Source organism: Levilactobacillus fujinensis (genome assembly GCF_003946335.1).
Lineage (GTDB): Bacteria > Bacillota > Bacilli > Lactobacillales > Lactobacillaceae > Levilactobacillus > Levilactobacillus fujinensis.
In genome coordinates this window covers 1-24,057 of sequence record NZ_RHNX01000020.1, presented here as the reverse complement: position 1 = coordinate 24,057, position 24,057 = coordinate 1, and the positions used below count along the sequence as shown (strand labels likewise).

The window sequence follows — 24,057 nt, the reverse complement described above, 5'->3', positions numbered from 1 at the left end:
TACCCCAAAAGATATCCCGTAACCAACCGACTTTCGTGTGGTACACGCTATTTGTCAAATAGCCGCTTTTCAAACACCGTTAGGAACGACTGGTAACGCTCGCTGTTGTTCTGCCGCGTAATTTGGAAGATATTTAGCTCCGGAATTTTCTCATTCACTTCAACGGTTTGAACCCCCACATTCATTTTCTTAATCAAAGTAATGACTGAACTTGGTGCAATGGTCCAAGCATTCTCAATTTCAATAAACGCTCCCAGCATGGAACCGGTGTTGACTGTTAATCTGGGAGCAACTGAATTATCCCACACCTTACTGTGCCATTCTTCAAACTCGTGGCTCCAAGGGAGGTAAATTTCATTCTGTCGCCGTAATTCTTTTAACTGACTAACGGTCTGTTGTCGTGTTGCCGTTATTAAATACATCGGCTCACGACGCAGTAAAGTACTGGTCGTATTTTTCCTATACAATTTAGAAAATGTTAAGCCTATATCATCTAGACCATCTCGTACCCGATCATAAATTTCGTTCGTGTGAAATGTCTTAATGCTAAGTTGATATTCCGGATAAAGCTCAGCCACTCTTTTAAAATCACTGGTTAAAATTTGATTATTGATTGCGTCGACCCCACTGACATTTATTGGTGTTTTATTAATTGTCTCTTTCAATTGCAGTGCTTTTTGGGATAAATATAACCATTGCTCAGCAAGTGGCACTAATTTTTCACCTGCACTCGTTAAAGAGAGGTCTTGATGTCCCTGTTCTCGGTCAAATAAGCGCGTCCCCAATAGCTTTTCCATTTTTGCTAGTCTTGAACTCACCGTTGACTGCGTGACAAATAATGCATTCGCAGCGATTGAAAGCTGTTGACAACGGACAATCATCAGGAAAGTTTCTATCAAATCTGTACTCATAATAGGCGCCTCCAAATATCTATTTTTTTAATATTATATATAAAAAACTATCGTTATTCAAATGTAAGCGTTTAATATATAATTTATTGTGAATCAAGGAACAATAAATATTGGAGGCTATCACATGTCTGTCTATGATGAATTTAAAGGAATTCCAACCGGTAATATTTGTGACGTTAATGGATTATACGGGGCTATGGAACACGATATCAAGCCGTTATCAACTAACTTTAGTTTTTCAGGTGAAGCCTATACCGTTGACTGCCCTGCTCGAGATAACTTAACAATTCACAAGGCTATTGCGGAGGCAAGACCAGGTTCCGTACTCGTCGTTAACTGCCACCAATTTGTTGATGCCGGAATATTTGGTGAAATGTTAGCAACTTCCTGTATTGCAAAGGGACTCAAGGGAATCGTCATTGACGGTGCCTGCCGTGATAAAGCCGAATTGATTCATTTAGGATTTCCAGTATTCTCACGGGCCGTCTGCCCAAACGGAACAAACAAAGCTGATTTTGGGGCCGTTCAAAATCCGATTATCTGTGGTGGCCTGCCTGTAAAACCCGGCGACGTGATTATTGGTGACGCTGATGGTGTGGTCGTCATTGCCAAATCTAAAGCAGAAACCATACTACGCTTGGCTAAGGCTAAGATGGCCAGTGAGCTTAAATTAAAATCCGAACTCGCCAAAGGTAAAACAACGGCCGATTTATTTAACTACACACGCCTCTGGAACTAGTCCTTGGAAAGAGTGGTGAACATTAATGAAAAGCAAAAGTAGTTGGTATCGTTGGGTCATCCTATTAGTCTGTATGCTAATCTACTGTACTGCCGAATTAATTCGGTGGAATTATACCGGAATTAGTGGTCATTTGATGACAGCTTGGCATATCAATCAGGCCGATCTTGGCATTCTGGGTTCCGTATTCTTTTACGCCTATGCTATCGGCCAAGTTCCGTGGGGAATTGCCACAGACAAATTTGGTGGCACTCGCGTCATCCCCGTTGGCTTAGTTGTCGTCGCCATCTGCATGTCTGCCTTCGTCCTCAGCGGCTCTTTTCACTTAGCAATTTTCTGGCGAGCCGTTTTAGGTTTCGTATCTGGGGCAGCTTTTATTCCGGCCAGTCAAATTCTAACGGAATGGTTCTCACCCAAAGAGCGGGGACTGGCCATGACTTTATTCATTGGAACCGGCGGTGGTTTAGGCGAAATAATGTCCTTTCTTTTGATGCCAATCTTTACCCTTCTTCTCACGAACGGTCACTCTGTATTTGGGTTTACCAGTTGGAAAGGCTCAACTATTTTAACGGCCGTTGTTGTTGTCATCTTTGCATTTATTTCAATTATCTTTTTAAAACACAATCCCGCAGTCAACAATGGTCACAGTAGCGTAAAGAGCATGAACTATAAACAAAATACCAAGAAAATATTTTCAGACATCAAGTTCTGGATGTTTAGTCTTATTTGGTCGGGCTTTACGGTTGGGACGCGACTCATTCCCGCCTGGCTTGTGCTCTACGCAACCGATTATTATTTACAAACAGGCGTCAATAAAAGTAAGGCAGTCGTTTTTGGTGGCTTACTTTCAACTATTTATGTACTAGGTCGCGCTATTGGTACGCCAATCGTTGGTATAGTTAGCGATCACCTAATTAAACGTGGTATCCCGCGTACATTGATTGTATTCGTCGTTCAATTTCTAATGATTTTTATGTACGCTGCTTATATCATTCAAATTCATTCAGTTATTTATTTAGGCGGATTGGCCTTCGTTACTGGTATACTAATTAATCTAGTAAGTATGATGAATACGATTGGCTCAGAATACTGGTCTAGCGACATCTATGGTACTTTAGTTGGTCTAGCCAATATGGTTGGTCAATTCATTGGTGCTGGAATGCTTGCAATTAGCGGCTTCATGGCCATCTATTTCAAGTCTGTGGGTACTGGATTTTACACACAGTTCAATGGCATCTGGATTACCGGTATCATTTACACCATTATCACAACGACGTTAGCCTTTTTATTTTTAAAGTTAACTTCTGCAAAACGTGTCGCCCACTAGCCAATGTAGCACACCTAATTTCTAAGAGCTAAAAATGATCATTTACGCCAGCTTCATAGTGACCAATCCTACGAGCGATAGTCATGCCCCAGCCTTCCCGTCAACACGTAAAAAAGGCATCATCAACTATCGAGAAGTAATTGATGACACCTTTTTAGACTCCATCTAAAGAAAGCCAAATCATTCACGTTACGCTTGTGACAGTGGAGATTTTCACGGCTAAATTAGTAAAATAGCTGCCCTTCAACCCTGATTAAGTACGTCACTTTTAACCTCTTTAGGATTTAGTTCTCCACTCAAAAACCCCTGCAGCTAACTCCCCGCAGAGGTTTTTCAAATTCTCTATTCTGCTAAATTACTCAACCATTGATTCCGATGAACAGCGCTACCAATAAAATAAATAAAACCAACGTCGTAATCGCCACGTATAGATGATCGCGCTCCTTATAAAATGCGTAGATGGAGACCACGACCCGCAGGACCGGCGTCAGGATGAGGCAGTAAACCCCTAGCATCATGATGGCATACGGTCGCAGTTGCCAGGTACCCACTAAGATCTGGCCCATGCGCCGTGGGACGTAGCTCCCGTCATAGCCCGAGAATCCGGTCGTTAGAAACATGACGAGGCCAATCAACATGACAATGGCGGAGAAGATGACGCCGACCTGTAGGATGCGACCAATCACCGTTTCCACTTGCGCCATTTCATTTGCTGTCGATTTATTTTGTGCCATTAGAAATGAACCCCCAATCCCTTAAACAACATTTCCAACCCAATGTACAAGATGATTGGGATAAACACAATACGAATCCAGCGTGCTGGTAGAATCTGCATGATGCGCGACCCAATCACTGCCCCGACCAAGATACCTAACGCCATTGGAACGGCAATTCCGGGCAAGATCGCCCCGTTAAAGAAGTACACGGTCGCGCTGGCAGCCGCGGTAACGCCCATCATCAAGTTGGACGTTGAGCTGGAGGGCTTGAGCGGCATCTTCATAAAGGTATCCATGGCCATAACTTTAAAGGCCCCGGAACCGATTCCCAGTAAGCCACTGGCCACCCCGGCACCAAACATGACGGAGAAACCAGCCGGAACGTTTTCCACTTGGTAATCGATATTCTTCGCTTCAGCCTTGTCAAAGTAGCTCCCATTTAGCTTCAATTTGGAAGCAATCTTATCCGGTTCGACCCGCTGGAGGACTTCTGACCCCCGTCGGAGCTTCCGGTACATGTTCCAACCGGAGAAGACCAATAAGCACCCAAACAAGAGATACAGGTACTTCGGGTCCAACACCCCGGTCAGTAAGGCCCCAACAATAGCCCCGGTCGTCGTTGCAATTTCCAAAAACATGGCGACCCGTAAGTTCAACACATTGTCGCGTAAATAAGCGATAGTCGATCCGGAACTCGTGGCAATCACGGCGATGATGCTAGCCCCAATTGCATATTTAATATTTAATCCCATTCCCAGGGTCAAGATTGGCGTGATGATCATGCCCCCACCGATACCCAGGATTGACCCGGCAATACCCGCAAAAACACCCACGGCCAACATGATTAAGGCTGTTTGAATCATAACAATTTATCCTCCTCATGAACCAAATTACAAATTCGATTATCATCTTTTCTGGGAACGGGGGCAACCTCGTGTGGTCGCAAACGGGCCACCTGATAGAACTTTTATCACAAGAAGTGTTGCAGTGATACCAAGAATTGCCTTTTAATATCGGGATCGTTGTGAACCGTTGCATTTAATGCTATTTTTAGTTGTTACCCTTATCAGTATAGCGCTGGCTCGCGTAAATCCCAATCTTGACGGTCACTAAATCGGTTACAAGAAAAAGCAATCATCCCATACAAAAATAATATGGGACAACTGCCTATTTTGTATTTCAAATATATTTAATTCACATTTTTTTACCATCAATAGCTGTCAATAAAGCGTTGTAGTAGGGGACTCGGCGTAATCTGTTCTGGCCAAACTAGTTTCAGCGTCGTCCGCCACGGCTGGTACCGAATTGGGCGGACGACCGTCCCAATGCCGCTGACTTCATCCGCTACCGACTGTGGCACGATAGCTACCCCCATCCGGTTGTTCGCCCACTGAACGGCTGTCCGTGCGTCATCGCAGGTACAAGCAATAAATGGGACCATCTTCTTTTCAGCAAAGGTCGTTTCAAATAGGTGCTCGAAACGCCGGTAGACAATCAGAGGCACCGTCGTCAAGTCCTCTACTCGCAACGTAGCACCTTGAAAATGGTCATACTTCTGTGGCACGACCGCCGCCATCGACTCGGTGGTCAACTCTTTACTGGCCAGTCCCGGTGCCGTAAAGGGCGTCCGCACAATAGCCACGTCAATCAGATGCTTGTCCAACCGGTCGATCAGGCCATACGTATTGTCCTCAAACAATCGAATCTGGACCTTGGGATAGTGCCGCGTCAATGTGCGTAACTTGGCGTTAGGTGTGGCCCCCATCGACGAGGAAATGACTCCTACTGAGAGGACGCCCGCTAGCCCTTGCCCCAATGACCGCACCTGACTATCCGCACGGTCACGTAAATCCAGTAATTGCTGCGCATAATCACGCAACAGTTTGCCAGCCGGTGTCAGCGTCGTTCCACCAACGGTCCGGTTCAACAGCGTCACGCCCATTTCGGCTTCCAATTGCTTTAACTGGTAGCTTAGCGGGGGCTGTGCCATGTGTAACTGGTGGGCCGCTGCCGTAATTTGACCAGCATTTGCCACTGCCAAAAAGTATTCTAATTGGCGGAAATTCATAGTCGCCACCTGCCTTCACTTCATTTTTAAGGCAATCCGGGATCGTCGGACGCATTACGACTATCCACTTGATTCTGTGCCTGATTTTGGTACCGATCCTTTACCGGCAACGTTTCTTGTAAGAGGTACTGCCGAATCAGAAGGACGATCTGCTTGTTTTGTGGTAGCGCCGAATGCGTTGTGTCGTCCCCAGTCACCGTGATCTGTGTATAGTGGGAGACCTGATTTTGAAAAACGTACTTCCCCTGATTGACACTATTAGCGGGCACAGTCCCGTCACTTGAATAATTCTCAGTACCGGCCACGGAATACACCGTCAGGGACTTTGGCAACTGTTTCCGGTACTTGATCAGTTCCTTTAAAATAGCAGTCTGTGTCGTCGTACTGTTGGATTCCATATTGTATGGCGTAGCAATCGTCATCAGCCGGTCAACGTTGACGTCCTTAATCTGACTGAGGTAACGTTCTAAGAACAAACTTAATATCAGACCACCATTGGAATGTCCCAGCGTGGAAAAGTGATTGAAATGATACGTTTTGATCAGGTCCTTCATCGCTAGATTCAACCACTGAGCCTGCTTCACGATATTGGCGTAACCGTCACGATTGTTCTCAAAGGCCACAACGATAAAGGGCTGGTTATCCCCTCGCCGAATCGAACCCGTATAGGAAAGCTGTCCGTTCTCCGCCACCTTAACCTTCAACACACTGTGAGCGGTCTTGGTTTCCTTTCGCAGTTCCTTGATCAACGCGTCAAACCGGTTTTGGCTGGCACTGGATCCGGGCACCATAATGGTCGGATCCAGCGGCGTTTTATAATTTGTTTTATATTGGGTGATTTGGTTCTGCATCCAAGTCATACTTGGCAAAAAGACGGCCAAAACTAACAGGATACCCACCAACCACCGCCACCAACTATGCCGCATGGTCGCTGCCCCCTTCATGATTGAGTAGCCGAACAAACGGCAAATAAATCAAGACAGATACGCTCAAACACACAAGGCTCAACACCAAAGCTCGCCAATCACCACCAGTTCCCAGGTAGGCAATCAGTGGCCCCGGCGTCGTTCGTGGCACAGGGTACACAATTGGCGGCACTAATTTCCAAGTCAGCGCAAACCAAGCCAATGTGATATTCACGGCCGGTGCAACCAGAAATGGCACTAACAAGATGGGATTGAACAATAACGGCAACCCCAATAACGTCGGTTCATTTAAATTAACCAAGTTTGGTAGGAAGGTCTGGTTGGCGATCCGCCGATAACTAACCTGCCGCGACCCAATCCAAATGGCGATGACCAAAGAAAGGGTCATCCCCGCACCCCCAAAGTTGGCGTACGCGTCACCCAAAGTATGTAAAGTCACGAGATGGGGTGCCCCCCACCCGGAACCATGTTGAATGGCATAGGATAAATTTTGTAGCGACGTCACGGAACTATTGCCTGCTAGGCTCACGGGACCAACGAATCCAATCCACCACAGAAAGTTACTAATCGTAGTAACCATCACAATAACGATACCTTGGTGCCCCGGATTGGCGACAAGCGTGCTCAGCGCCTGATAGACGACCCCATTAATCCCATACGGGGTCAAGAGGCTTAATCCATAACCCACAGCCACCATGATCAGGAGAATCACGGTCAGCGGCAAAACAATCCGTCCAGTCCAAGATGGCTGACCAAACTGTGGATGACGCAACCGCCACCGGCTGAACCACGTCATCAGATGACTGGCGCCCCAGCCGACGCCGAGCCCCACAACAATTGCTAGAAAGATGCCTTGGGGCCCCAAGTTTGCTTCCATAAACTGTGACATACTGGTCGTCTTACGTCCTAACGCCTGGTAGTTCACGTTCAAGGTTAGAAATGACAGTGCACTAATAATGCCAACTGCCAGGGCATCGCTACGATATGTTTTGGCGAGATAGTTTGCAATCATAAACGCCACCATAACAGCTACTAGCCCATTGATGACGATGCTCATGACCTGAACCACCACCCGCCAGACCGCAATGGCTGGCAACCAGCTCCCGATATGATAAATCTGAAAGAAAAATCCGTCGCTGGCTAAAATACTCTGCCCTAAAACATCCACGACCGTCATTAATAAAATAAACGGGTAAACCACCCGTAGCGCCTCTTTAATCGCACGTATCGCGCGCCATTGATTGAGTCGTTGATTCAATCCCCATAATTTTCGCAAGGTGATACACCCCTTTAATCCGCTTTGTTCCTATTATACCCACGTGACGCGTACCACCCAGTCTAAACGCCTTATAACTTTTACAATATTTAAATAAACGGCAGGTCGATTGGGATGAAAGACACTTAGATTAATTAAAAATTGTCGCACGCTGACCGCTAGGAATTCTATCACCTCTACTCCGAATTCTTATCACTCTCCAGATACGTTCACTTCTCAATAACACCAACCAAACCGCAACAATATCAGCGAAAGTCCCTATCGAACACCCTATGTGGTATGCTTACATTAGGCGGTACACCATATAAAACAAAAATAAAATCGTCTAAGTAAAACCATTTACCATTTGTATGCGTTTTCAAAACGTGTTAGTATGTTGGAGTAAACAACCAACCAACTTTGGTTGGCCGACTTAAAATAATTATAGGCGGTGAAAACAGATTGGTTTCATCATCTAAGTCGTTAGCGTTAAACTAACGTGTTGCTTTCATGGCGTGAAAAATTCGGTTGGGCTACTGGAAATTTTACGCACGGTTTGTTTTAATATTTCTAACGTATCTGCTATTCTTCCACGCAAAGCGTGCCAAGAATTGCCGGTATCGTTATCTTGTTCCCCGTTACATTCAATCCGTAATTGGTTGCAAGATAACTTCTGGACAAGCTTCAGGCGTATGATCCGTCACTTAGTGATTGGCTCACACGTTGGCAAATTGTTTAAGGTCAACCCAGGGACTCCTTGAATTGACTGGTTGGAGGTAGTTGGCGTTTAAGTGTTTATGACCTTTATAAATATGTATGCGGTTCCAACAATCCGTATGCCAAACTGTCAGATGCTTAAATTTTCTGGCTACTATGTTGTTATGGTGGTTTCATCTTCAGCGTAGCGCTAGTTGAACGTTATGTTGAATCTTAATCAAGTTCTCAAATATTATGAATAGGAAGTGGCTACTTTGAAGTTTACTAATGGTTATTGGTTAACTCGTGACGAGTACGACGTTAACTCACCGGCTGAAGCATTCGAAGCCGAAAAAGAGGGTAAAGCATTAAACGTCTACGCACCTTACAAACGGATTTTAACTCGGGGAGACGAATTAAACCTCGGGATGAGCACAATTAAGCTCACCTCCCCCGTTGAGAATGTTATCGGTGTTAAGTTAACCCACTTTGATCAAGATACCAAAGGTCCTTCATACGAGCTTAACAACTCAGATCCTAACGTTGACATCGACGTTACGGAAAAGAAAGCATCATTGAAGAGTGGCGATTTAACTGTTACCCTGCCATTGCGTGAAGACTTCGATATGGAATTCACTGCTAACGGTAAGGTCTTGACTGCTTCTCGGAACAAGGCTCAAGGCGAAATCTTAAACCATGATACCAACGTCCATTACATGCGTGAACAGCTTGCTGTTGGCGTTGAAGACAAGGTTTACGGTTTAGGTGAACGCTTCGGGAACTTCATCAAGAACGGCCAAGTTGTTAAAATCACCAACCAAGATGGTGGGACTGCTTCTGAACAATCTTACAAGAACATCCCATTCTACTTAACGGATGCTGGCTACGGTGTCTTCGTTGACCAACCACAAACGGTTGACTTCGAAGTTACCTCTGAAAACGTTGACGCCGTTCAATTTAGTACTGAAGGTGAATCCTTACAATACTACGTTATCTATGGGCCAACTCCTCAAGAAATTTTACATCGTTACACTGAACTCACTGGTAGCATGCAATTACCACCTGCATGGTCATTCGGTCTTTGGTTGACGACTTCCTTCACCACTGATTACAGTGAAAAGACCGTTTTGAAGTTTATCGACGGCATGAAGGAACACAACATTCCATTGGATGTCTTCCACTTTGACTGCTTCTGGCAAAAGGGCTTCGAATGGAGCAACATGGAATGGGATCGTGACGAATTCCCAGATCCAGAAGGTCTGATCAAGAAGATTCATGACCGTGGGATCAAGGTTTGTGTCTGGATCAACCCATACATCGCCCAAAAGGGTAAGATGTTTGAAGAAGGCAAGAAGAACGGTTACTTCGTCAAGCGTGAAGACGGTAACCTTTGGCAATGGGACCTCTGGCAAGCTGGTAATGCCTTCGTTGACTTTACCAATCCAGACGCCGTTAAGTGGTACAAGAGCAAGTTACAAGCCCTGCTTGACATGGGTGTTGATTGCTTCAAGACCGACTTCGGTGAACGGATTCCTGTTGATGATGCTGTCTTCTTTGATGGCTCAGACCCTAAGCGCGAACACAACTACTACACCCTGCAATACAACAAGGCTGTCTTTGACACCATTGCTGAAGACAAGGGTAAGGACCAAGCGGTTGTCTTCGCACGTTCCGCTACTGTCGGTTCTCAAAAGTACCCAGTTCACTGGGGTGGTGACGCCTTATCTAACTTCAAGAACATGTCCGATACGTTACACGCCGGCTTGTCCTTCTTGAGTTCCGGCTTTGCATTCTGGAGCCATGATATTGGTGGGTTTGAAGATGGACCTGATACCCCTACGCCAGACCTTTACAAGCGTTGGTCACAATTCGGTCTGTTGTCTTCTCACAGTCGTTACCATGGTAGTAACGTTTACCGTGTACCATGGAACTTCGATGACGAAGCCGTTGAGAACACTCGTAAGTTCGTCAACTTGAAGTTGTCCTTGATGCCATACCTGTACACACAAGCTGCCCACAACACCGCTTATGGTAATCCATTAATGCGGCCAATGTGGTTCGACTTCACCAATGATTTGACGACCCACAGTTTGGACAACCAATACATGTTTGGGACCCAACTGTTAGTCTCCCCTGTCTTCAACAAGGAAGGCCACGTCAACTTCTACCTGCCAGCTGGTAAGTGGACAAGTATCATTGACGACAGTGAAACCTACAACGTTGCCGAAGGTAAGTGGATCAGTAAAGACTATGGTGAATTGGATCTCCCTGTACTGGCTCGTGACAACACGATCCTCTTACGGAACCCTAAAGCCGTCCATGCTGATTACGACTTCACCAAGGATCTGGACATTCATTTGTACGATATGCATGAAGGTTCAACGTCCGTTGCCGTTGTTGACCAAAAGGGTAAGGATGCTGGTAAAGTCACTGTTGACCGTAGCGGTAACCAATTAAAGGTTACAACTACTGGTTTGACTGGCTCCGCTACCATCTACGTCCACGAAGACGGTAAGGTTACGAAGGCTGCTTTAGACGGTGCCAACGCAACGATTACCCTGTAATCTAAAACGTTAATGTTAGCCATTAAATGAGAAAGCACGCTTAGCGACCCGTGAGTCGCTAGGGGTGCTTTTTTGCTGTCCCCACTTCGTTCAGTTAACCCGTTCTCCGCCGTGCTTGACTGCTCGCCACACCGTACTGGCACTGACACCGAACCGCGTCGCTATCTCCCGGTAAGTCTGTCCGGCTTGCCGCAACTCCTGAAAGGTCGCTGGCGACTGGGACACCGTTCTGCGCGGTTTAGGCTGAGAAGAAATGACTTGCGGCGCTCCCAAAATCAGTGGTTCCATTTGATGGATCTTAGCAAGCTCTTGGACAACATAATGCGTCGTTTCGGCATCCCATAAAGCATTATGCTGATTAGGATTAAACACGTTCAGCAGCCCTGCAACCCCATTTAACGGCAGGTAATGGTGAACGCTCTCCCGTTGATGATTACTCCGGGTAATGACGCGGTTGGTGTACTCGCTCCCATCAAAAATGGCTAAGGGCTCCGCTAGTATCCGCTGTTCCGCCGTCGACAAGTCATCATAATGGACGGCAAATAGATTTCTCAGTAAGCGCAGATCGTTCGTTCGATCCCAAAACACTAATGGATAATGCTGACACAATATCTGCGCAATAAACGCTTGTAGCACGGCCAATGGTGCTGCTTGCTGTTCATATGCTGCCAGTGTTAAGCCCGTTTCTCTTAGACCACGTAACTTCATTTCAGGCGTAAATGCGGGGTTGTCGACGTAGCGGTTAAAATTCAGCATTGGGGTGCAATCGTCCGCGTAGCCCAACGCGCCCAACTGAAAGATTCCCGCCTTTTCTCCTAACGTTACTGCCTGTTCCCGAATAATTTGACTGCCTGTATTCTGTGTGCGAAAGAGTATCCCAAATTCACAGTCCACCACGACGTACGCCTTGGGTAAACTATCCAGACATTGAATCGTTGGCAACACTTGCCGTAGGTGCTGGGCTAACTGTTTGTCTGCCGTAGGTATCACTGGCGGTAGCTGATATCCCTGATGACGGAGGACTTGATTGAGATCATCGTCCGTCGTTGCCTGCTCATAAGTGGCGACATTCTTTTCATTTAAGACGATATTCTTGTCTGTTGAAAAACCAATGACAAATCGTCGATGTTCATCAAACGTTATCGTTGTCACCAAGCCCCATCCGGCCATCGACTTGTTATAAGCCAGTGTCCCCTCTTCACCAGTTTGAAGAATTGGCTGGCCAATAACAAACATATTATGTACGCGTGGATGCCCCTTATCTGCATGGCGTTGCACTAAAAACGCAATTCTCATCGCCACCATCCATCGCCCCCTTTCCTGCGAGTTCTGATACTGACTATCTTAACGGAGCCGTCTGCAGAAAGCTATCATTTTGCTTAATAAATTTAATTATATTAGGTGTTATCTATTATAATAAAAAAGAAACCGTTCAGTTGAACGATTTCTCCCAACCAAATTTACTTCTTGAATGCTTGTCGTTGCAGCTTTTCTTTCTGCTGATTGACCCAGGTTGCCTCCGGAAATTCCTCAAGTAAATTGTCTGCAAAGGCACCAAGATCGTTGCCCACCACTTGTTCTACACTCACGCTATCCGCTGCGGCCGACTCAAACATGTCCAGGATATTCTTTAACACAGTGTACATCGCATCACCACTGGCTAAATTCCACAGATATTTTTCCAACGATGTCATTGCTTGCTCATAGGGTGCTGGTAAGGCCGCCACCCGTCGTTTGAATTCACGATAATCGCGCTTCTCTTGCCGCATTTTCTTAATGTAGTTAATCATGTGTTTTCTCCTTTAACTGCGTCATCTGAGTGCTGACGTAGGCCCACTGCTGCCAAAATTGAGCGCGCCGCTCTTCGCCAGCTGCATTGAGTTGATAAAATTTACGGGCAGGACCACGATCTGATTTTTTCTTTTCAATAGCGACTAACTGTTGTTTTTCTAATCGCATCAAAATTGTGTAGACTGTGCCCTCAACAACATCCTCAAACCCGTGATCATTCAGGTATTGGGTAATCTCGTAGCCGTACGTTTCACCGGTGCCAATTCGTTGCAAGACGATGCCTTCCAACACACCCTTTAACAGCTCTGTTGCAATTTTCATAGGGTTACTCCTCACTACTCTGTAATAACAAGTACTGCTATATAGTAATACAAAGTAGTTTACCTGTCAACTTCCATTTGCATCAAGCGCTCGTTCCATAATCCGACTTGATCAAAAAGGCCGTCTCAGTTAAAGAGAACGGCCTTGGCTTAATTTACCAATTTAATGAATTACCTACCAATACTTCTGGCTGATGATTGCTCAACAAGTAGGCCTTGCCATCGTAACCAAACGACAAGCCCTCAAACTCTCGCTTGGAGGCAAAGTGAGTCCATTTCACATCCCCACTTGTCAGGCTCCCATTCCCAGCCAACTTGCTGGCTGGTAGGCTGGCAATTGACTCATCGGCGACCAAATAAAGACGGCCGTTGTTGGGATTGTATGCCATACTTTGAACGCAGGTGCCGGGACCGTGCTGCAGTATCTGACTGGTTAAGTGAAAGTGCACGTGCCGCCGGCCAATGTGACCCCGATAGAGGTAGACCTCGGTTGCGTTGGGCCGTGACCAGAAATAAGCATTGCCTTGCCGGTCGAACGCCAGCACATGACCGCCAGGAACAGCTAAGCTCTTGGACTTCAAACGGAAATGAACCAGCCGGACAGGCCTTAGGCTACTAGGATTCAGCTGTTGAATGACCCCGGCCTGACTGATAGGAATCCGTGGCGCGGACTCACGGTCCTGCCACATATAAAGCTGATGGTCATGCCAGTTATAGGCCAACGATTGCCCATGACCCGTGGTAAATGCGGGGCCAACTTTAATGGCCGCACGAATCGCTTTGGTCTGGCTCGTAACAGGTGTTTTCGCGCGGTAGATACTTTGAATCCGCTGCGGTGTCGCCTTTAAACTGCTCAACTTTGCCATATCAAACCGGATCAGTCGCCCACGATTATGCCAAGCCGTCGGACAGTAGATCACGTACAGATACTGGCCGACGACCGCCATACTCTGCGGATCGCCCCAGGCCTGGTGTTGATAACCAGGGATGGGCAACAAGTATTTCGTCGTAAACGTGACTGGGCTTCCTTGATCACTAACAATGGTGTTGATTCCATTTGGATTAGTCGCCGACGCATAACTACTGGGCACTGACACAAAATGAACCTGACTGTCATCCAGCGGTCGCTGCTTCGACGTAGTCAGTGCCGCCTTAGTCTGGTCAACCATGGTGATGGCATGCGCTGGAACTAACGGTGTTATCCCCAGCCCCACACCGAGAAGTAACGCCCCAAAAACGACTAACTTTCGCATAATCCCTAACCCCCCAATCTTTTCAGCTAGTCTATCACTAGTGCTATCAATTGAGGAGTAAAGCTCATTTTTTTAAGATCTGAACTTACCAACTGATTCGATTTCCCCGTAGAATTTCCGGATCATGATTGGTGAGTAAGTAACCGTGTCCACTAGTCGTAAACGCGAGGCCTTCGAACTCTCGGCGCGACGCGAATCGCGTCCAGCGAACCTGTTTAGCGGTCAGATGGCCCCGTCCCGCCAATTTCTGAATCGGCAGACTGGCAATCGATCCATCAGCAACCAAATACAAGCGATTATTATGTGGATTTACGGCAATCCCTTGCACATGAGTTCCGGGTCCACGACGTAAAACCTGATGGGTCAAGCGAAAGGAGACCTTATGCCGTGAAATTCGCCCCTGATAAATATTTGCCCGATACCCGGCTGGATTCGACCAGAAGTAGGCCCGGCCGGCCTTATCAAAGGCGAGAACATGACCCCCAGGAACGGCGTAGTGCCCGCGATGCAAGCGAAAACGAATCTGGTAGGCTGGCCTCAGACTGTGCGCACTAATTTGCTGAATATAACCATACTGATTGATGGGTACCCGCGGTTTTTTCTCCCGGTCACACCACATGTACAAATGATGATTATGCCAGTTATACGCTAAAGATTGACCGTGCCCGGTGGCAAAAATGGGACCAACTTTAATGGCACCACGCAATCGTTTTTCCTTTGGCGTTGCGTGTTTGGCATACGTATGCTGGAGTTCAGTTGCTGTAGCCTTTAATGCTGTTAATCTTTTGACATCGTAGCGGACGATTCGACCCCGGTTGTGCCAAGTCGTCGGGCAATAAACAACATACAAATATCGACCGGTCATCGCCAGGCTCTGCGGATTTCCCCAGGCCTGATGGTGATATCCCGGTTGTGGCAATAGGTACTTAGTCTTAAACGTCACGGACGTTCCCCGTGATGACTTGATGGTATGGGTCATAACATGTTTGGTATGCGCATAGTGCTTTGGTGCGTGTACAAAATGCACCCGCGTATCATTTAGTATTCGCAGGCGTCCCACCGGCTGCAATGCCGGCGTTTTCTGTTTGACCATAGCTTGGGCCTGTATACCCCCAAAGAGGCCCGTAAAACATGCGATGACGATTAGCCATCTGCTAATCCGCTTCATCACTAACACACTCCCCCTTACGTCATCTTTACAATTGACAGCCATTCATTACATTAAGCGTACCACAACAAATAGCGCGCTAGCCTATTGGCCGGCGCGCTAGGTTTGTTTAATAACTGAACGTCCTCTAGACGACTTCGCGAGTGAAGGGATCTTTAGAAATACCCTTGTCCAAAATATCCTTGCTCCATTCCTTAGCAGAGAAGAGGCTGTGGTCTCGGTAGTTACCACAGCTGTACTTGTCAGTGCCTTGAACGTCTTTCCATTCCGTGTCAAAGGCAATCCGGTGAAGTGCAGCCTTCAACGCCTTGGCAACTTCTTCAGTAGATTGTTCACCCCAAGTAATTAAATGGAAACCGGTCCGACAACCGAATGGGGAGCAATCAATAACCCCGCTCATCTCATCACGTAAGTAACCTGCCAGTAAATGTTCAATCGTGTGTAACCCGGCCGTTGGAATTGCATTGGTGTTGGGTTGAACTAACCGTAAATCAAAGTTCGAGATAACGTCGCCTTTAGCGCCCGTTTCCCGGGTAATCAACCGCACGTATGGTGCCTTAACAGCTGTGTGGTCCAAAGTAAAACTTTCAACTTTTGCCATTATTGCCAACTCCCTTTTTCAATTGTATGTAAAGTATTTGTACATTCCTACTTTACACCAAAAGTTAGGTCGACGGCTATTAATTTAACGTGCTTTCACGATTGCTTAGTAAATTTGCAAACTGACCTCTAAGAAACAGTAAAACTCAAGGCGCTCCTGCCACCATACTAGGCAAACGTGGGTATACTGGATTTCGAAATTAGAGGAATTAGAGGGGGAGGATTCACTATGAAAAATACACCATTACCACCACGCCAGCGTCACTTTATTCACGGACCTCATCGACCTTGGCGTTGGTTGTTCGCACTTCTTTGTTTACTACTTATCGGCGGTGGCGTTTACGGCTTTCGAGCTTGGCATGCCGCCCAGAACACATTTTCCAAGACTTACCACGCCGCAGGGGTCAAGCCAAACGACACGGCATTGACTAGTGGTAAACCCTTCGCCATTTTACTTTTAGGTACCGATACGGGAGCCTTAGGACGCCACGACATTGGGCGAACGGATACCATGATCGTAGCCACCATTAACCCGTCCAAACAAACAGCTAAACTCACAAGCATTCCGCGAGACACGCTAGTCAACATCTGGGGTAGCCAACAGGACGAAGAAAAGATCAACGCGGCCTATCCACTGTATGGCGCCAAAGCCACCATTAAGACGGTTGAACATCTCGTTAACATTCCTATTCGCTACTACGTCTTACTCAACATGGGCGGACTAAAAAAGATGATCAATGCGGTCGGTGGTGTCACCGTCGACCCACTGCTGACCTTTCACTATGAACAGGCTAACGTGACGAAGGGAGTCAAGATTCATTTGAACGGCGCCAGTGCCCTCGCTTATTCACGGATGCGTGACGATGATCCACGCGGTGACTACGGTCGTCAGGCACGACAACGCCAAATCATTAAAGCCCTAGTCCTCAAGGAAGCCGGCATCGGCTCATTGGCCCGTTACCAATCTGTCTTGGACTCACTGACCAATAATCTACAGACAAACTTGAGCTTTAACGACCTCATGTGGCTACGTACCAAAGACAGTCACACCAGTCGGCACATCGAATCTCAGACCTTGCAGGGCGAAAATGCGACCATAAATGGTATCGACTACCAGATTGCCCCTCAAAACGAGATCGAACAAGTTTCTAAAAGTTTACGTAACGCTTTAAACTTGTCAACCACCACTACTTTCCAAACAGATGCCATTCAACCAGCTGGATTCTAGGCGTTTTGAACGAAAAATAGTCATTTAACTAAGGAGGTTTAAAGGTCCCAAATGCCCATAGAAACGTTATTGATTTACATTAAATGTTAGCACTCATCTGGAACTCAACATTCGAAATGGATGTGCCCAATCAGAGCCAGAGAAGCAGCTAGCTGTGTCGACAACGTCAGTCGGGGTCCTTTCTGGCTTACATCGTTGGACGACCTGGCAGCCCACTCTTTAGCTGGAGGTGTTCCCCAAGCGGAATTTCCGGCAGCTGGAGTGTGACTGTTTTCCACTATTTTAGTGGTGCTAGTCTCTACTATCACAAGTCATAACGCAAACATTTTAACCTTCAACCTCAGATGCCAATTTGAAAATACCTAAGAAGGAGCGATGACATCCATTACCGCTCCTTTTTGCATCTGCCAATGTGGGACATTTATAAAGCCTACACTCTAGGAACCAAGAATATCATCCCCGTTCCCGGCCCTGAGCCCTCCAGGTCACTGTCCGTTGGCAATACGCTACCACCGATCGACCATCCCTTAAAGCTGGCCCGCTTGGCGGTAGTGTATCCCGCCTTGGTTAAGGCTGTATCGAGAGATTCCCTGCTAGTCGGGTCTTTAGCCTCAAAAATAATACAAACGAATGTTTTGGGTGCCACCCCGCTTTGTCGTAACAAATAAGCTAATGACTTACGGCCAGTCACCGTTTGTGGGTCATAGCCCATCGCATCCGGTCCATCATCGATCGACAAGTAGGTATCCGCAGCGCGATACAAGCTCTGATCAAAATGGGTTCCCGGAAATAGGGTCATCACTGGAATCGCCATGGCATTTACCGGACTCGCATAACCTTTACTTGTTTCCCGATGAATCGCCGTTTGAATCGACTTCAATGGTTCGGATTGCGGGCTCACCCTGGCGCTTTGTTTTATCGGTGTCAGGTAGCCGCGCCAAATCCAACCACCAAGAGTGCCATCTTCACTTTTGACGTGGTAATAGATGGCCGACTTTCCCCGGTCCTTTGCATACAACTTCTCGTGAGCATCTGTCACCCACGTTACAGTCGGAGTCACGTCGTTATTGCTATATCGAATCCCCAGATGACGCGAATATCGTGCTCCCCGCTTAGCCTGCAGCACATGCCGACCCATTCGTTGTCGCCAGACTAAGCGAACTGAATGCGACCGCTGCGCTGAGTACTGACTACTTGCCTGTGCCGTTACGCCCTTCCCATTCCCAATAAGAAACGTCATTAAACCAAGTAGAATTCCCCGATAGAGGCCCCTCATTGTTGATCACCATACGCCGCTTGAAAGCTGTGCAGACGTTCTGGTGAAATCAATACAATAGCATAGTGTAAAGGATGTTCGTCGGCATCGCCATGTGGTTTCTGATTAACATTGTGTACATCATCTTCGTCCGTCGTCGCTGCCGCAGGAAAATCGTCCACAAAGTCGAGACCAATCGACCATCCCTGTAAGCTTTGCCGTTTAGTAGCCGGGAGCCCCTGTTGTGCCAGACGCTTTTTTAGCCAAGTCAATCGTGTTGTCAGTGGCTGATCTCGGGTGTCCTGAAAAGTCCCCCAGTCATTGCCCAAATCAAAATGAATAATGTGTTTTTTATCCAGCATTCCCTTATCCCGTAAGCCATTCTCCGACGGAAAGTCGATCGCCATCCGTGACAATTCCAAATTCAGTTTCGTTCCTGGGAAAAGTTGCCACACTGCTTTTGAGAGGCGATAGACTGGTTCCGTCTGAATCGCCCGGGCATAGGCCACTGAACTTTTGGCAGTATAAAGACTTACTGCTGGTATCTCTGCTTTTCTCGGCCGTTCAGGATCCGGACCTGTTTGTACTGGGACAGTCCCCGCCGTTAAATAACCACGCCAAATCCAGCCGCCGTGTTGACCATCAGCTGACTTCACGTGGTAGTATATCGCAGACGAGCCCTTGGCCTTTCGATAGAGCTTTTCATGTGCATCTGTCACCCATGTCACGTCCGGCAAATCAGAATTTTCGCTATACCGAACGCCTAAATGTTGCGAGTATCGGGCACCTTTGACCGTGTGAAAAACATGTTTCCCCATTCGGTGACGCCAGATCAATTTAACCGAATTCGACCGTTGCGCTGAATACTGACTACTAGCCGATCCAACCTGCTCAGTTCCCCAAAAAGCGTTCAAGATAGCTACACCTAACACTAAACCCATGCTGAGCCACCGCATTCGCCGTCCCCCCAATATCCATAATTTTCTTAGTTCCCCAATCATACGCTACTCGCACACAATTAGTCCAGCATATCGACTATTTATATAGTTATAAATAGCTAATTTTATTTTTATATTCGATGTTAATCCTCATATCAACTGCTATTTAGCCGTACTAAATACACAATAAGCCCCCTTATACCGCACGTTTCGGCACCATAGTGACGTAAATAAAAGTTGCTCCTTTCAGAATCTAACGATTCTGAAAGGAGCAACTTTTTAAGTGATATCTCAGACGCCTTAACTATTTTGTCTGATTTTGTCTTGCTTGCCAAATGTGCCAGCCAATGATTAAGATACTCAGGTCTCCTAGGATGGTCCCAAGCGCAATCAACAGATTTCCTGCCGACGTGACCATTAAGCCCGACGTTGCCGGAATTCGGGCAAGCAAGGCTAATAGTGTCGTAATCCACAGACTCCCTAAAATGGCCGGAAACCAAGAGTTCGTGTGCCGTCGGTGATGCCACCACGTTAATCCGGTCACAACGACCGCAAAGACCAACAACGTGATGCTACCGCCGATCCGCGTCAGGTAGACTAATCCTTGAGCTGGTACCGTCTGTGCGGCCACCCGCATGGCAAGTAGCAACGCGACGATAATGATCAACCAACTTGCAATCTGACCACGCTGCGTATGGACCCGCTGCGATACGCCAATTCCTAACGCCATGGCAATGACGAAGAAGACATACTCCAAACCGACCAACAACAGTTGAAACGGCACCGCGGGCAAGATGGCGCTCGGAATAATCGTCCCCAACGTAAAGATCAAGAATGGTACCAGTAAGTCCCAACTTAACCAGCTAGGCTTCGGCCGTGTGATCCGGCCCATTTTAGCAGCAACCGTTGCTGGATCTGCGCCATAGAACTGTTGCGCGGTTTGTTGCGCCTCTTGTGCGACTAACAGGCTTGGAAGTAACTCCCGTAAGTACTTTTGCAGGACCGCCTCGTCAGCGAACTTTGCTTGTTGACGTAAATTGTCGACCAATTCATCCCAGTATGCTTGATTCTGCGGTGACAGTTGTTCTCGTAGCGCCGTATTTTGTTCCGTAATCGTTGTGTGTTCCGCCAAAACCGCCACTCCTTTCACAATTCCTCATTATTTCTATGATAGGGAAGTTAGCGTTAAAACACCACTGATTTATCGGCTACCCACCGTATGTAATCCCTAAATAGAAGCCAAGGCCAGCGAGTCCAAGCCCACCGACCACACTCAACAATAAGTAGCTCATCGCCGCTCCCCACCGTCGCTGGTCGACCAGCATCACAAACTCGTGGCTAAAGGTCGAGTAGGTAGTGAATCCACCTAAGACCCCCGTTCCCAGTACGACCGTCAACGTATATTCCGCGTGCCAACCCGTTAATAAACCCAGTAATAAGGACCCTAACCAATTGATCAGTAAGGTTGCTAACGGCCAGTATGTGCCCGTCAATTTGGTGACGAACTGACTACTCCCGTAACGACCTAAAGCACCAATTGCTGCGCCAACGCCCGCTAATCCAGCCATCATTTTTCAACCACCCGGAAAGTCGACCATTTCCGCGCACTCCAGACACCGAAAGCGCTACAGAACACACCGCCAACCAAGGTCACGGTCAAATAAGCACTGACCACTCCCCACTGTTGCTGGGTTATCAGTCGCACAGCATCCACACTAAATGTTGAAAATGTCGTGAATGCACCGATGCCACCGATTCCCAGCCCCACAGTCACCGCACTGGGCCAGTGGGCCGTGACCCGTTTGGCATGCGACAACCAGGCCAACGCCAAACATCCAAGCAGATTCACAATCACCGTTGCCCAGGGAAATCCCGTCGTAGCCGGCAGAACTTGCCCAATCAAATAGCGCCCACTTCCCCCAACAAACGCAAACACCAGAATAGATAGATAATTCGCCACGACCAAGTCCTCCTCGAAAAGTATCCCTCAATTATAGCAAAAAAGGCCGCCCCTGGGACGACCCTTTACTACTCACTTAATGTGTTTTTACGACGAGATCTAAAGCGGCCTGTAACTCGGCCTGTTGGTCGTCGGTCAGCTGATCTTGTGCCACGCATTGCTTGACGTTTTCAGCGACCACCACCCCCATCATCCGGTCAACACCGGAGCGAACAGCAGCCAATTGGGTCAAAATGTCCTTGCACTCGCGGCCATCGTCAACCATCTTTAAAATGCCTTGTAATTGCCCATCAGCCCGTCGCAACCGGTTCTTTAATTGGCTGGCCGTCGTTTGCACCATTAAGCGGTCACCTCACCCAACTTTTCATCGAGATACTTCTTGAGCGCGGCCTTAGGATGGAAGCCCACAACCTTTTCCGTTGGCATACCGTTCTTGAACACGACCATTGACGGAATACTCATGATTCCCAGAGACTGTGCTAACTCTTGATTCTGGTCAACGTCGAGAGAAGCAAACTTGACTTGGTCACCATACTCTTGGTCCAAAGCCTCTAATACCGGTGTTTGCATCTTACAAGGACCACACCAGTCCGCCCAAAAGTCCACGACCGTAACCGCGGTATCGTCGCCAATATGTTCAAATTCCTTACTCGTAATTGCCTGCATGTTGAAGCTCCTCCTGCTCGTTTTAATAATAATCATTCACTTAACGGAACCCATTTTACCTGACTCGATCGTCTTAATCCTGATGATGACTACAGTCACTACAGTCCATTAGGTATAACACTGTTAGCCTGTCCACCATGCCTAACGATGCCATTAGTATACCCCACGGGGCATATATTGGCTAGTATTTCGACTTATTTTGATCTCTCGGTCTCATTTGACCCCACAGAAAAGCGGTCGCTCCCCTATTCGGGTGAACGACCGCCATGACTACAGCTAAATTTAGTTGGCTTTCTGTTCTGACTTCATACCAGCAGTTAACCGTGGCTTATCATTGCCCCGCTTAACTTCTTTTTCAACGGCCATTTGTGCTACCAGGTTGAGATAGTTGAATGGATCATCGAAGTTCGGGTTGAAGAGCATGTCTACAAAGGCTAAGTCATCAATCGTGTTGCGGTTCTGAATCGCAATTGAGATGGCGTTAGCGGACTGGGCAATTTCGTGCTTACTCAACAATTGAGCGCCTAAAATCCGTCGGTCGCTCCGATCATAGACCAAATTGATCACCAAGTGGTCAGTTGTTGGCATATATTCTGGCCGCCAAGTTCCCTCAAAGGTAACCATGTCAGCATCCAGCCCTGATTGTAAGGCATGTTCGATGGTCAGCCCAGTGGAAGCTAAGGTGTGCCCAAAAATCTGCATGGCAGAAGTGGCCTGTGTGCCCATATAACGTTGAATGTTCCCAAAGATATTAATACCGGCTAACATGCCTTGACGAACAGCATTTGTCGCCAATGGCGTGTAGGCTGGCTTGCCGGTCGGGTTGAAGTTAACGACACTAGCATCCCCGCAGGCATAAATGTCCGGGTTAGACGTTTGAACGTAATCGTTGATGATGATTGCGCCATGCCGATCCATTTCAACTTGCCCCCGCAAAAGCTCGGTGTTTGGAACAAAACCGGTACAAACGATGGCTAAGTCAGCCGTAAAGTCGCCGTTGGTCGTTTCAATGACTAACTCTCCATCTTCGTTCCCAGTAAAGGATGTTACCCGCCGTTGTAATTGCACATCGACCCCATTGTCGCTTAATAATTTCACAATCCGGCCAGATAATCCTTCATCAACATAGTGATTCAAAATGATCTCGCGTGATTGGAACAATTGGACTTCGTGACCGGTCCGGGCATAGCTTTCAGCCAATTCCGTTCCGATATACCCGGCACCGACGATAGCAATTCGTTTGTTGCCTGCAGCGGCCTTGTCAATGGCTTTGGCTTGGTCGTAATTTTTACATAACATCACTTTATCTTCATCGATACCAAAAATAGGTGGCACAGTCACGGTCGAGCCCGTCGCCATGATTAATTTATCATAGGTGTCCGTGGTCATTTTACCTGTATCCATATCAACAATATCAACTGTCTTGTTTTCTGAGTCGATCTTTAAGACGTTGTGCCGTGTCTTAATCTTGGCCCCCATATCGGTCAGTTGTTCAGGAGAAGAATAAAACATGTCCTCGAGATGCTTGACTTGACCGTCCAGGAACAAGGAAATTCCACAGGACAAGAAAGAAACATTGGTGTGGCGTTCGTAAATAGTGGTTCTACAATATCTGTTGTTGGTAATAGATTTTTATCTATTAATGATGACAGATTTTTTGTTTATCATTAGAATAA

At 47.1% G+C, this 24,057-nt stretch carries 24 protein-coding genes; 4 read left to right on the top strand and 20 right to left on the bottom strand.

Translation table 11 applies throughout. The annotated features are described in order from the left end of the window. Positions 1-47: 47 nt before the first annotated feature. Positions 48-911, bottom strand: coding sequence for a LysR family transcriptional regulator (locus EKM89_RS08290; RefSeq protein WP_125687524.1), 864 nt, complete (start codon positions 909-911; stop codon positions 48-50). A gap of 124 nt (positions 912-1,035) precedes the next feature. Here EKM89_RS08290 and EKM89_RS08285 point away from each other — a divergent pair, with 124 nt between their 5' ends. Both EKM89_RS08285 and EKM89_RS08280 read left to right on the top strand, forming a co-directional pair. Next, the gene (locus EKM89_RS08285) at positions 1,036-1,650 is read left to right on the top strand and encodes an RraA family protein (protein WP_125687521.1); all 615 of its coding nucleotides are present in this window, start codon (positions 1,036-1,038) and stop codon (positions 1,648-1,650) included. A 25-nt stretch (positions 1,651-1,675) separates the two neighbouring features. Continuing rightward, on the top strand, positions 1,676-2,977 hold the full coding sequence (locus tag EKM89_RS08280) for an MFS transporter (protein ID WP_125687519.1): 1,302 nt from the start codon (positions 1,676-1,678) through the stop codon (positions 2,975-2,977). 359 nt (positions 2,978-3,336) lie between these two features. Here the strand turns inward: EKM89_RS08280 and EKM89_RS08275 are convergent, their stop codons facing one another. The 5 genes from EKM89_RS08275 to EKM89_RS08255 form a co-directional block, all read right to left on the bottom strand. After that, positions 3,337-3,711: a DUF1634 domain-containing protein gene (locus EKM89_RS08275; protein ID WP_125687517.1), complete on the bottom strand. Its 375-nt coding sequence runs from the start codon at positions 3,709-3,711 to the stop codon at positions 3,337-3,339. Beyond that, entirely contained in the window at positions 3,711-4,556 is an 846-nt protein-coding gene (locus EKM89_RS08270; protein ID WP_125687515.1) for a sulfite exporter TauE/SafE family protein, read from the bottom strand. Before EKM89_RS08270 ends, EKM89_RS08275 begins: the two co-directional genes overlap by 1 nt. A gap of 347 nt (positions 4,557-4,903) precedes the next feature. Beyond that, a complete protein-coding gene (locus EKM89_RS08265) occupies positions 4,904-5,761 on the bottom strand; it encodes a LysR family transcriptional regulator (protein ID WP_125687579.1) in 858 nt (285 codons plus the stop codon). Positions 5,762-5,787: 26 nt separating this feature from the next. Then, positions 5,788-6,687: an alpha/beta hydrolase gene (locus EKM89_RS08260; protein WP_125687513.1), complete on the bottom strand. Its 900-nt coding sequence runs from the start codon at positions 6,685-6,687 to the stop codon at positions 5,788-5,790. Further along, complete coding sequence (locus EKM89_RS08255; RefSeq protein ID WP_225421854.1) at positions 6,677-7,963, bottom strand: PTS transporter subunit EIIC; 1,287 nt, start codon at positions 7,961-7,963, stop codon at positions 6,677-6,679. The genes EKM89_RS08260 and EKM89_RS08255 overlap by 11 nt, the downstream gene beginning before the upstream one ends. A 950-nt stretch (positions 7,964-8,913) precedes the next feature. Between EKM89_RS08255 and yicI the strand changes: the two genes are divergently transcribed. Further along, entirely contained in the window at positions 8,914-11,202 is a 2,289-nt protein-coding gene (gene yicI, locus EKM89_RS08250; RefSeq protein ID WP_125687509.1) for an alpha-xylosidase, read from the top strand. Between the two features lie 90 nt (positions 11,203-11,292). Here yicI and EKM89_RS08245 read toward each other — a convergent pair whose 3' ends face one another. The 6 genes from EKM89_RS08245 to EKM89_RS08220 all read right to left on the bottom strand — a co-directional run bounded on the left by EKM89_RS08245 (position 11,293) and on the right by EKM89_RS08220 (position 16,335). Then, entirely contained in the window at positions 11,293-12,507 is a 1,215-nt protein-coding gene (locus EKM89_RS08245) for a helix-turn-helix domain-containing protein (protein WP_125687507.1), read from the bottom strand. Between the two features lie 155 nt (positions 12,508-12,662). Then, entirely contained in the window at positions 12,663-12,992 is a 330-nt protein-coding gene (locus EKM89_RS08240; RefSeq protein ID WP_125687505.1) for a DUF1048 domain-containing protein, read from the bottom strand. Then, on the bottom strand, positions 12,985-13,314 hold the full coding sequence (locus EKM89_RS08235) for a PadR family transcriptional regulator (protein ID WP_125687503.1): 330 nt from the start codon (positions 13,312-13,314) through the stop codon (positions 12,985-12,987). The genes EKM89_RS08240 and EKM89_RS08235 overlap by 8 nt, the downstream gene beginning before the upstream one ends. A 154-nt stretch (positions 13,315-13,468) precedes the next feature. Continuing rightward, the gene (locus EKM89_RS08230; protein WP_125687501.1) at positions 13,469-14,566 is read right to left on the bottom strand and encodes a hypothetical protein; all 1,098 of its coding nucleotides are present in this window, start codon (positions 14,564-14,566) and stop codon (positions 13,469-13,471) included. A gap of 85 nt (positions 14,567-14,651) precedes the next feature. Continuing rightward, on the bottom strand, positions 14,652-15,734 hold the full coding sequence (locus EKM89_RS08225; protein WP_125687577.1) for a hypothetical protein: 1,083 nt from the start codon (positions 15,732-15,734) through the stop codon (positions 14,652-14,654). A 127-nt stretch (positions 15,735-15,861) separates the two neighbouring features. Further along, on the bottom strand, positions 15,862-16,335 hold the full coding sequence (locus tag EKM89_RS08220; RefSeq protein WP_125687499.1) for an S-ribosylhomocysteine lyase: 474 nt from the start codon (positions 16,333-16,335) through the stop codon (positions 15,862-15,864). 228 nt (positions 16,336-16,563) lie between these two features. Here EKM89_RS08220 and EKM89_RS08215 point away from each other — a divergent pair, with 228 nt between their 5' ends. Then, positions 16,564-17,562 carry an LCP family protein gene (locus EKM89_RS08215; protein ID WP_125687497.1) on the top strand — a complete coding sequence of 333 codons (999 nt, stop codon included), beginning with the start codon at positions 16,564-16,566 and terminating at the stop codon, positions 17,560-17,562. A 430-nt stretch (positions 17,563-17,992) separates the two neighbouring features. On the opposite strand, the gene EKM89_RS08210 is transcribed toward EKM89_RS08215, so the two are convergent. From EKM89_RS08210 to EKM89_RS08175, 8 genes are all read right to left on the bottom strand, one after another. Then, complete coding sequence (locus EKM89_RS08210) at positions 17,993-18,802, bottom strand: hypothetical protein (RefSeq protein ID WP_125687495.1); 810 nt, start codon at positions 18,800-18,802, stop codon at positions 17,993-17,995. 32 nt (positions 18,803-18,834) lie between these two features. Further along, entirely contained in the window at positions 18,835-19,773 is a 939-nt protein-coding gene (locus tag EKM89_RS14220; RefSeq protein ID WP_225421853.1) for a hypothetical protein, read from the bottom strand. A 286-nt stretch (positions 19,774-20,059) separates the two neighbouring features. Continuing rightward, positions 20,060-20,887 (bottom strand): DUF1129 domain-containing protein, encoded by an 828-nt coding sequence (locus EKM89_RS08200; RefSeq protein WP_125687493.1) that lies wholly within the window; start codon positions 20,885-20,887, stop codon positions 20,060-20,062. A gap of 76 nt (positions 20,888-20,963) precedes the next feature. Next, positions 20,964-21,326, bottom strand: a complete 363-nt coding sequence (locus tag EKM89_RS08195) for a fluoride efflux transporter FluC (RefSeq protein ID WP_225421852.1) — start codon at positions 21,324-21,326, stop codon at positions 20,964-20,966. Then, complete coding sequence (locus EKM89_RS08190) at positions 21,323-21,715, bottom strand: fluoride efflux transporter FluC (protein ID WP_125687491.1); 393 nt, start codon at positions 21,713-21,715, stop codon at positions 21,323-21,325. Before EKM89_RS08190 ends, EKM89_RS08195 begins: the two co-directional genes overlap by 4 nt. Before the next feature lie 76 nt (positions 21,716-21,791). Next, positions 21,792-22,055 (bottom strand): metal-sensitive transcriptional regulator, encoded by a 264-nt coding sequence (locus tag EKM89_RS08185; RefSeq protein ID WP_048734623.1) that lies wholly within the window; start codon positions 22,053-22,055, stop codon positions 21,792-21,794. Next, on the bottom strand, positions 22,055-22,381 hold the full coding sequence (gene trxA / locus EKM89_RS08180) for a thioredoxin (RefSeq protein WP_048734622.1): 327 nt from the start codon (positions 22,379-22,381) through the stop codon (positions 22,055-22,057). The genes EKM89_RS08185 and trxA overlap by 1 nt, the downstream gene beginning before the upstream one ends. Before the next feature lie 282 nt (positions 22,382-22,663). Continuing rightward, positions 22,664-24,007 carry an FAD-dependent oxidoreductase gene (locus EKM89_RS08175; RefSeq protein WP_125687489.1) on the bottom strand — a complete coding sequence of 448 codons (1,344 nt, stop codon included), beginning with the start codon at positions 24,005-24,007 and terminating at the stop codon, positions 22,664-22,666. Positions 24,008-24,057: the final 50 nt, after the last annotated feature.

What these genes read in the sequence shown, in the direction of transcription:
- EKM89_RS08290 (WP_125687524.1), bottom strand. Translation starts at nt 911, where the DNA reads ATGAGTACAGATTTGATAGAAACTTTCCTGATGATTGTCCGTTGTCAA.
- EKM89_RS08285 (WP_125687521.1), top strand. Translation starts at nt 1,036, where the DNA reads ATGTCTGTCTATGATGAATTTAAAGGAATTCCAACCGGTAATATTTGT.
- EKM89_RS08280 (WP_125687519.1), top strand. Translation starts at nt 1,676, where the DNA reads ATGAAAAGCAAAAGTAGTTGGTATCGTTGGGTCATCCTATTAGTCTGT.
- EKM89_RS08275 (WP_125687517.1), bottom strand. Translation starts at nt 3,711, where the DNA reads ATGGCACAAAATAAATCGACAGCAAATGAAATGGCGCAAGTGGAAACG.
- EKM89_RS08270 (WP_125687515.1), bottom strand. Translation starts at nt 4,556, where the DNA reads ATGATTCAAACAGCCTTAATCATGTTGGCCGTGGGTGTTTTTGCGGGT.
- EKM89_RS08265 (WP_125687579.1), bottom strand. Translation starts at nt 5,761, where the DNA reads ATGAATTTCCGCCAATTAGAATACTTTTTGGCAGTGGCAAATGCTGGT.
- EKM89_RS08260 (WP_125687513.1), bottom strand. Translation starts at nt 6,687, where the DNA reads ATGCGGCATAGTTGGTGGCGGTGGTTGGTGGGTATCCTGTTAGTTTTG.
- EKM89_RS08245 (WP_125687507.1), bottom strand. Translation starts at nt 12,507, where the DNA reads ATGGTGGCGATGAGAATTGCGTTTTTAGTGCAACGCCATGCAGATAAG.
- EKM89_RS08240 (WP_125687505.1), bottom strand. Translation starts at nt 12,992, where the DNA reads ATGATTAACTACATTAAGAAAATGCGGCAAGAGAAGCGCGATTATCGT.
- EKM89_RS08235 (WP_125687503.1), bottom strand. Translation starts at nt 13,314, where the DNA reads ATGAAAATTGCAACAGAGCTGTTAAAGGGTGTGTTGGAAGGCATCGTC.
- EKM89_RS08230 (WP_125687501.1), bottom strand. Translation starts at nt 14,566, where the DNA reads ATGCGAAAGTTAGTCGTTTTTGGGGCGTTACTTCTCGGTGTGGGGCTG.
- EKM89_RS08225 (WP_125687577.1), bottom strand. Translation starts at nt 15,734, where the DNA reads ATGAAGCGGATTAGCAGATGGCTAATCGTCATCGCATGTTTTACGGGC.
- EKM89_RS08220 (WP_125687499.1), bottom strand. Translation starts at nt 16,335, where the DNA reads ATGGCAAAAGTTGAAAGTTTTACTTTGGACCACACAGCTGTTAAGGCA.
- EKM89_RS08215 (WP_125687497.1), top strand. Translation starts at nt 16,564, where the DNA reads ATGAAAAATACACCATTACCACCACGCCAGCGTCACTTTATTCACGGA.
- EKM89_RS08210 (WP_125687495.1), bottom strand. Translation starts at nt 18,802, where the DNA reads ATGACGTTTCTTATTGGGAATGGGAAGGGCGTAACGGCACAGGCAAGT.
- EKM89_RS14220 (WP_225421853.1), bottom strand. Translation starts at nt 19,773, where the DNA reads ATGCGGTGGCTCAGCATGGGTTTAGTGTTAGGTGTAGCTATCTTGAAC.
- EKM89_RS08195 (WP_225421852.1), bottom strand. Translation starts at nt 21,326, where the DNA reads ATGATGGCTGGATTAGCGGGCGTTGGCGCAGCAATTGGTGCTTTAGGT.
- EKM89_RS08185 (WP_048734623.1), bottom strand. Translation starts at nt 22,055, where the DNA reads ATGGTGCAAACGACGGCCAGCCAATTAAAGAACCGGTTGCGACGGGCT.
- trxA (WP_048734622.1), bottom strand. Translation starts at nt 22,381, where the DNA reads ATGCAGGCAATTACGAGTAAGGAATTTGAACATATTGGCGACGATACC.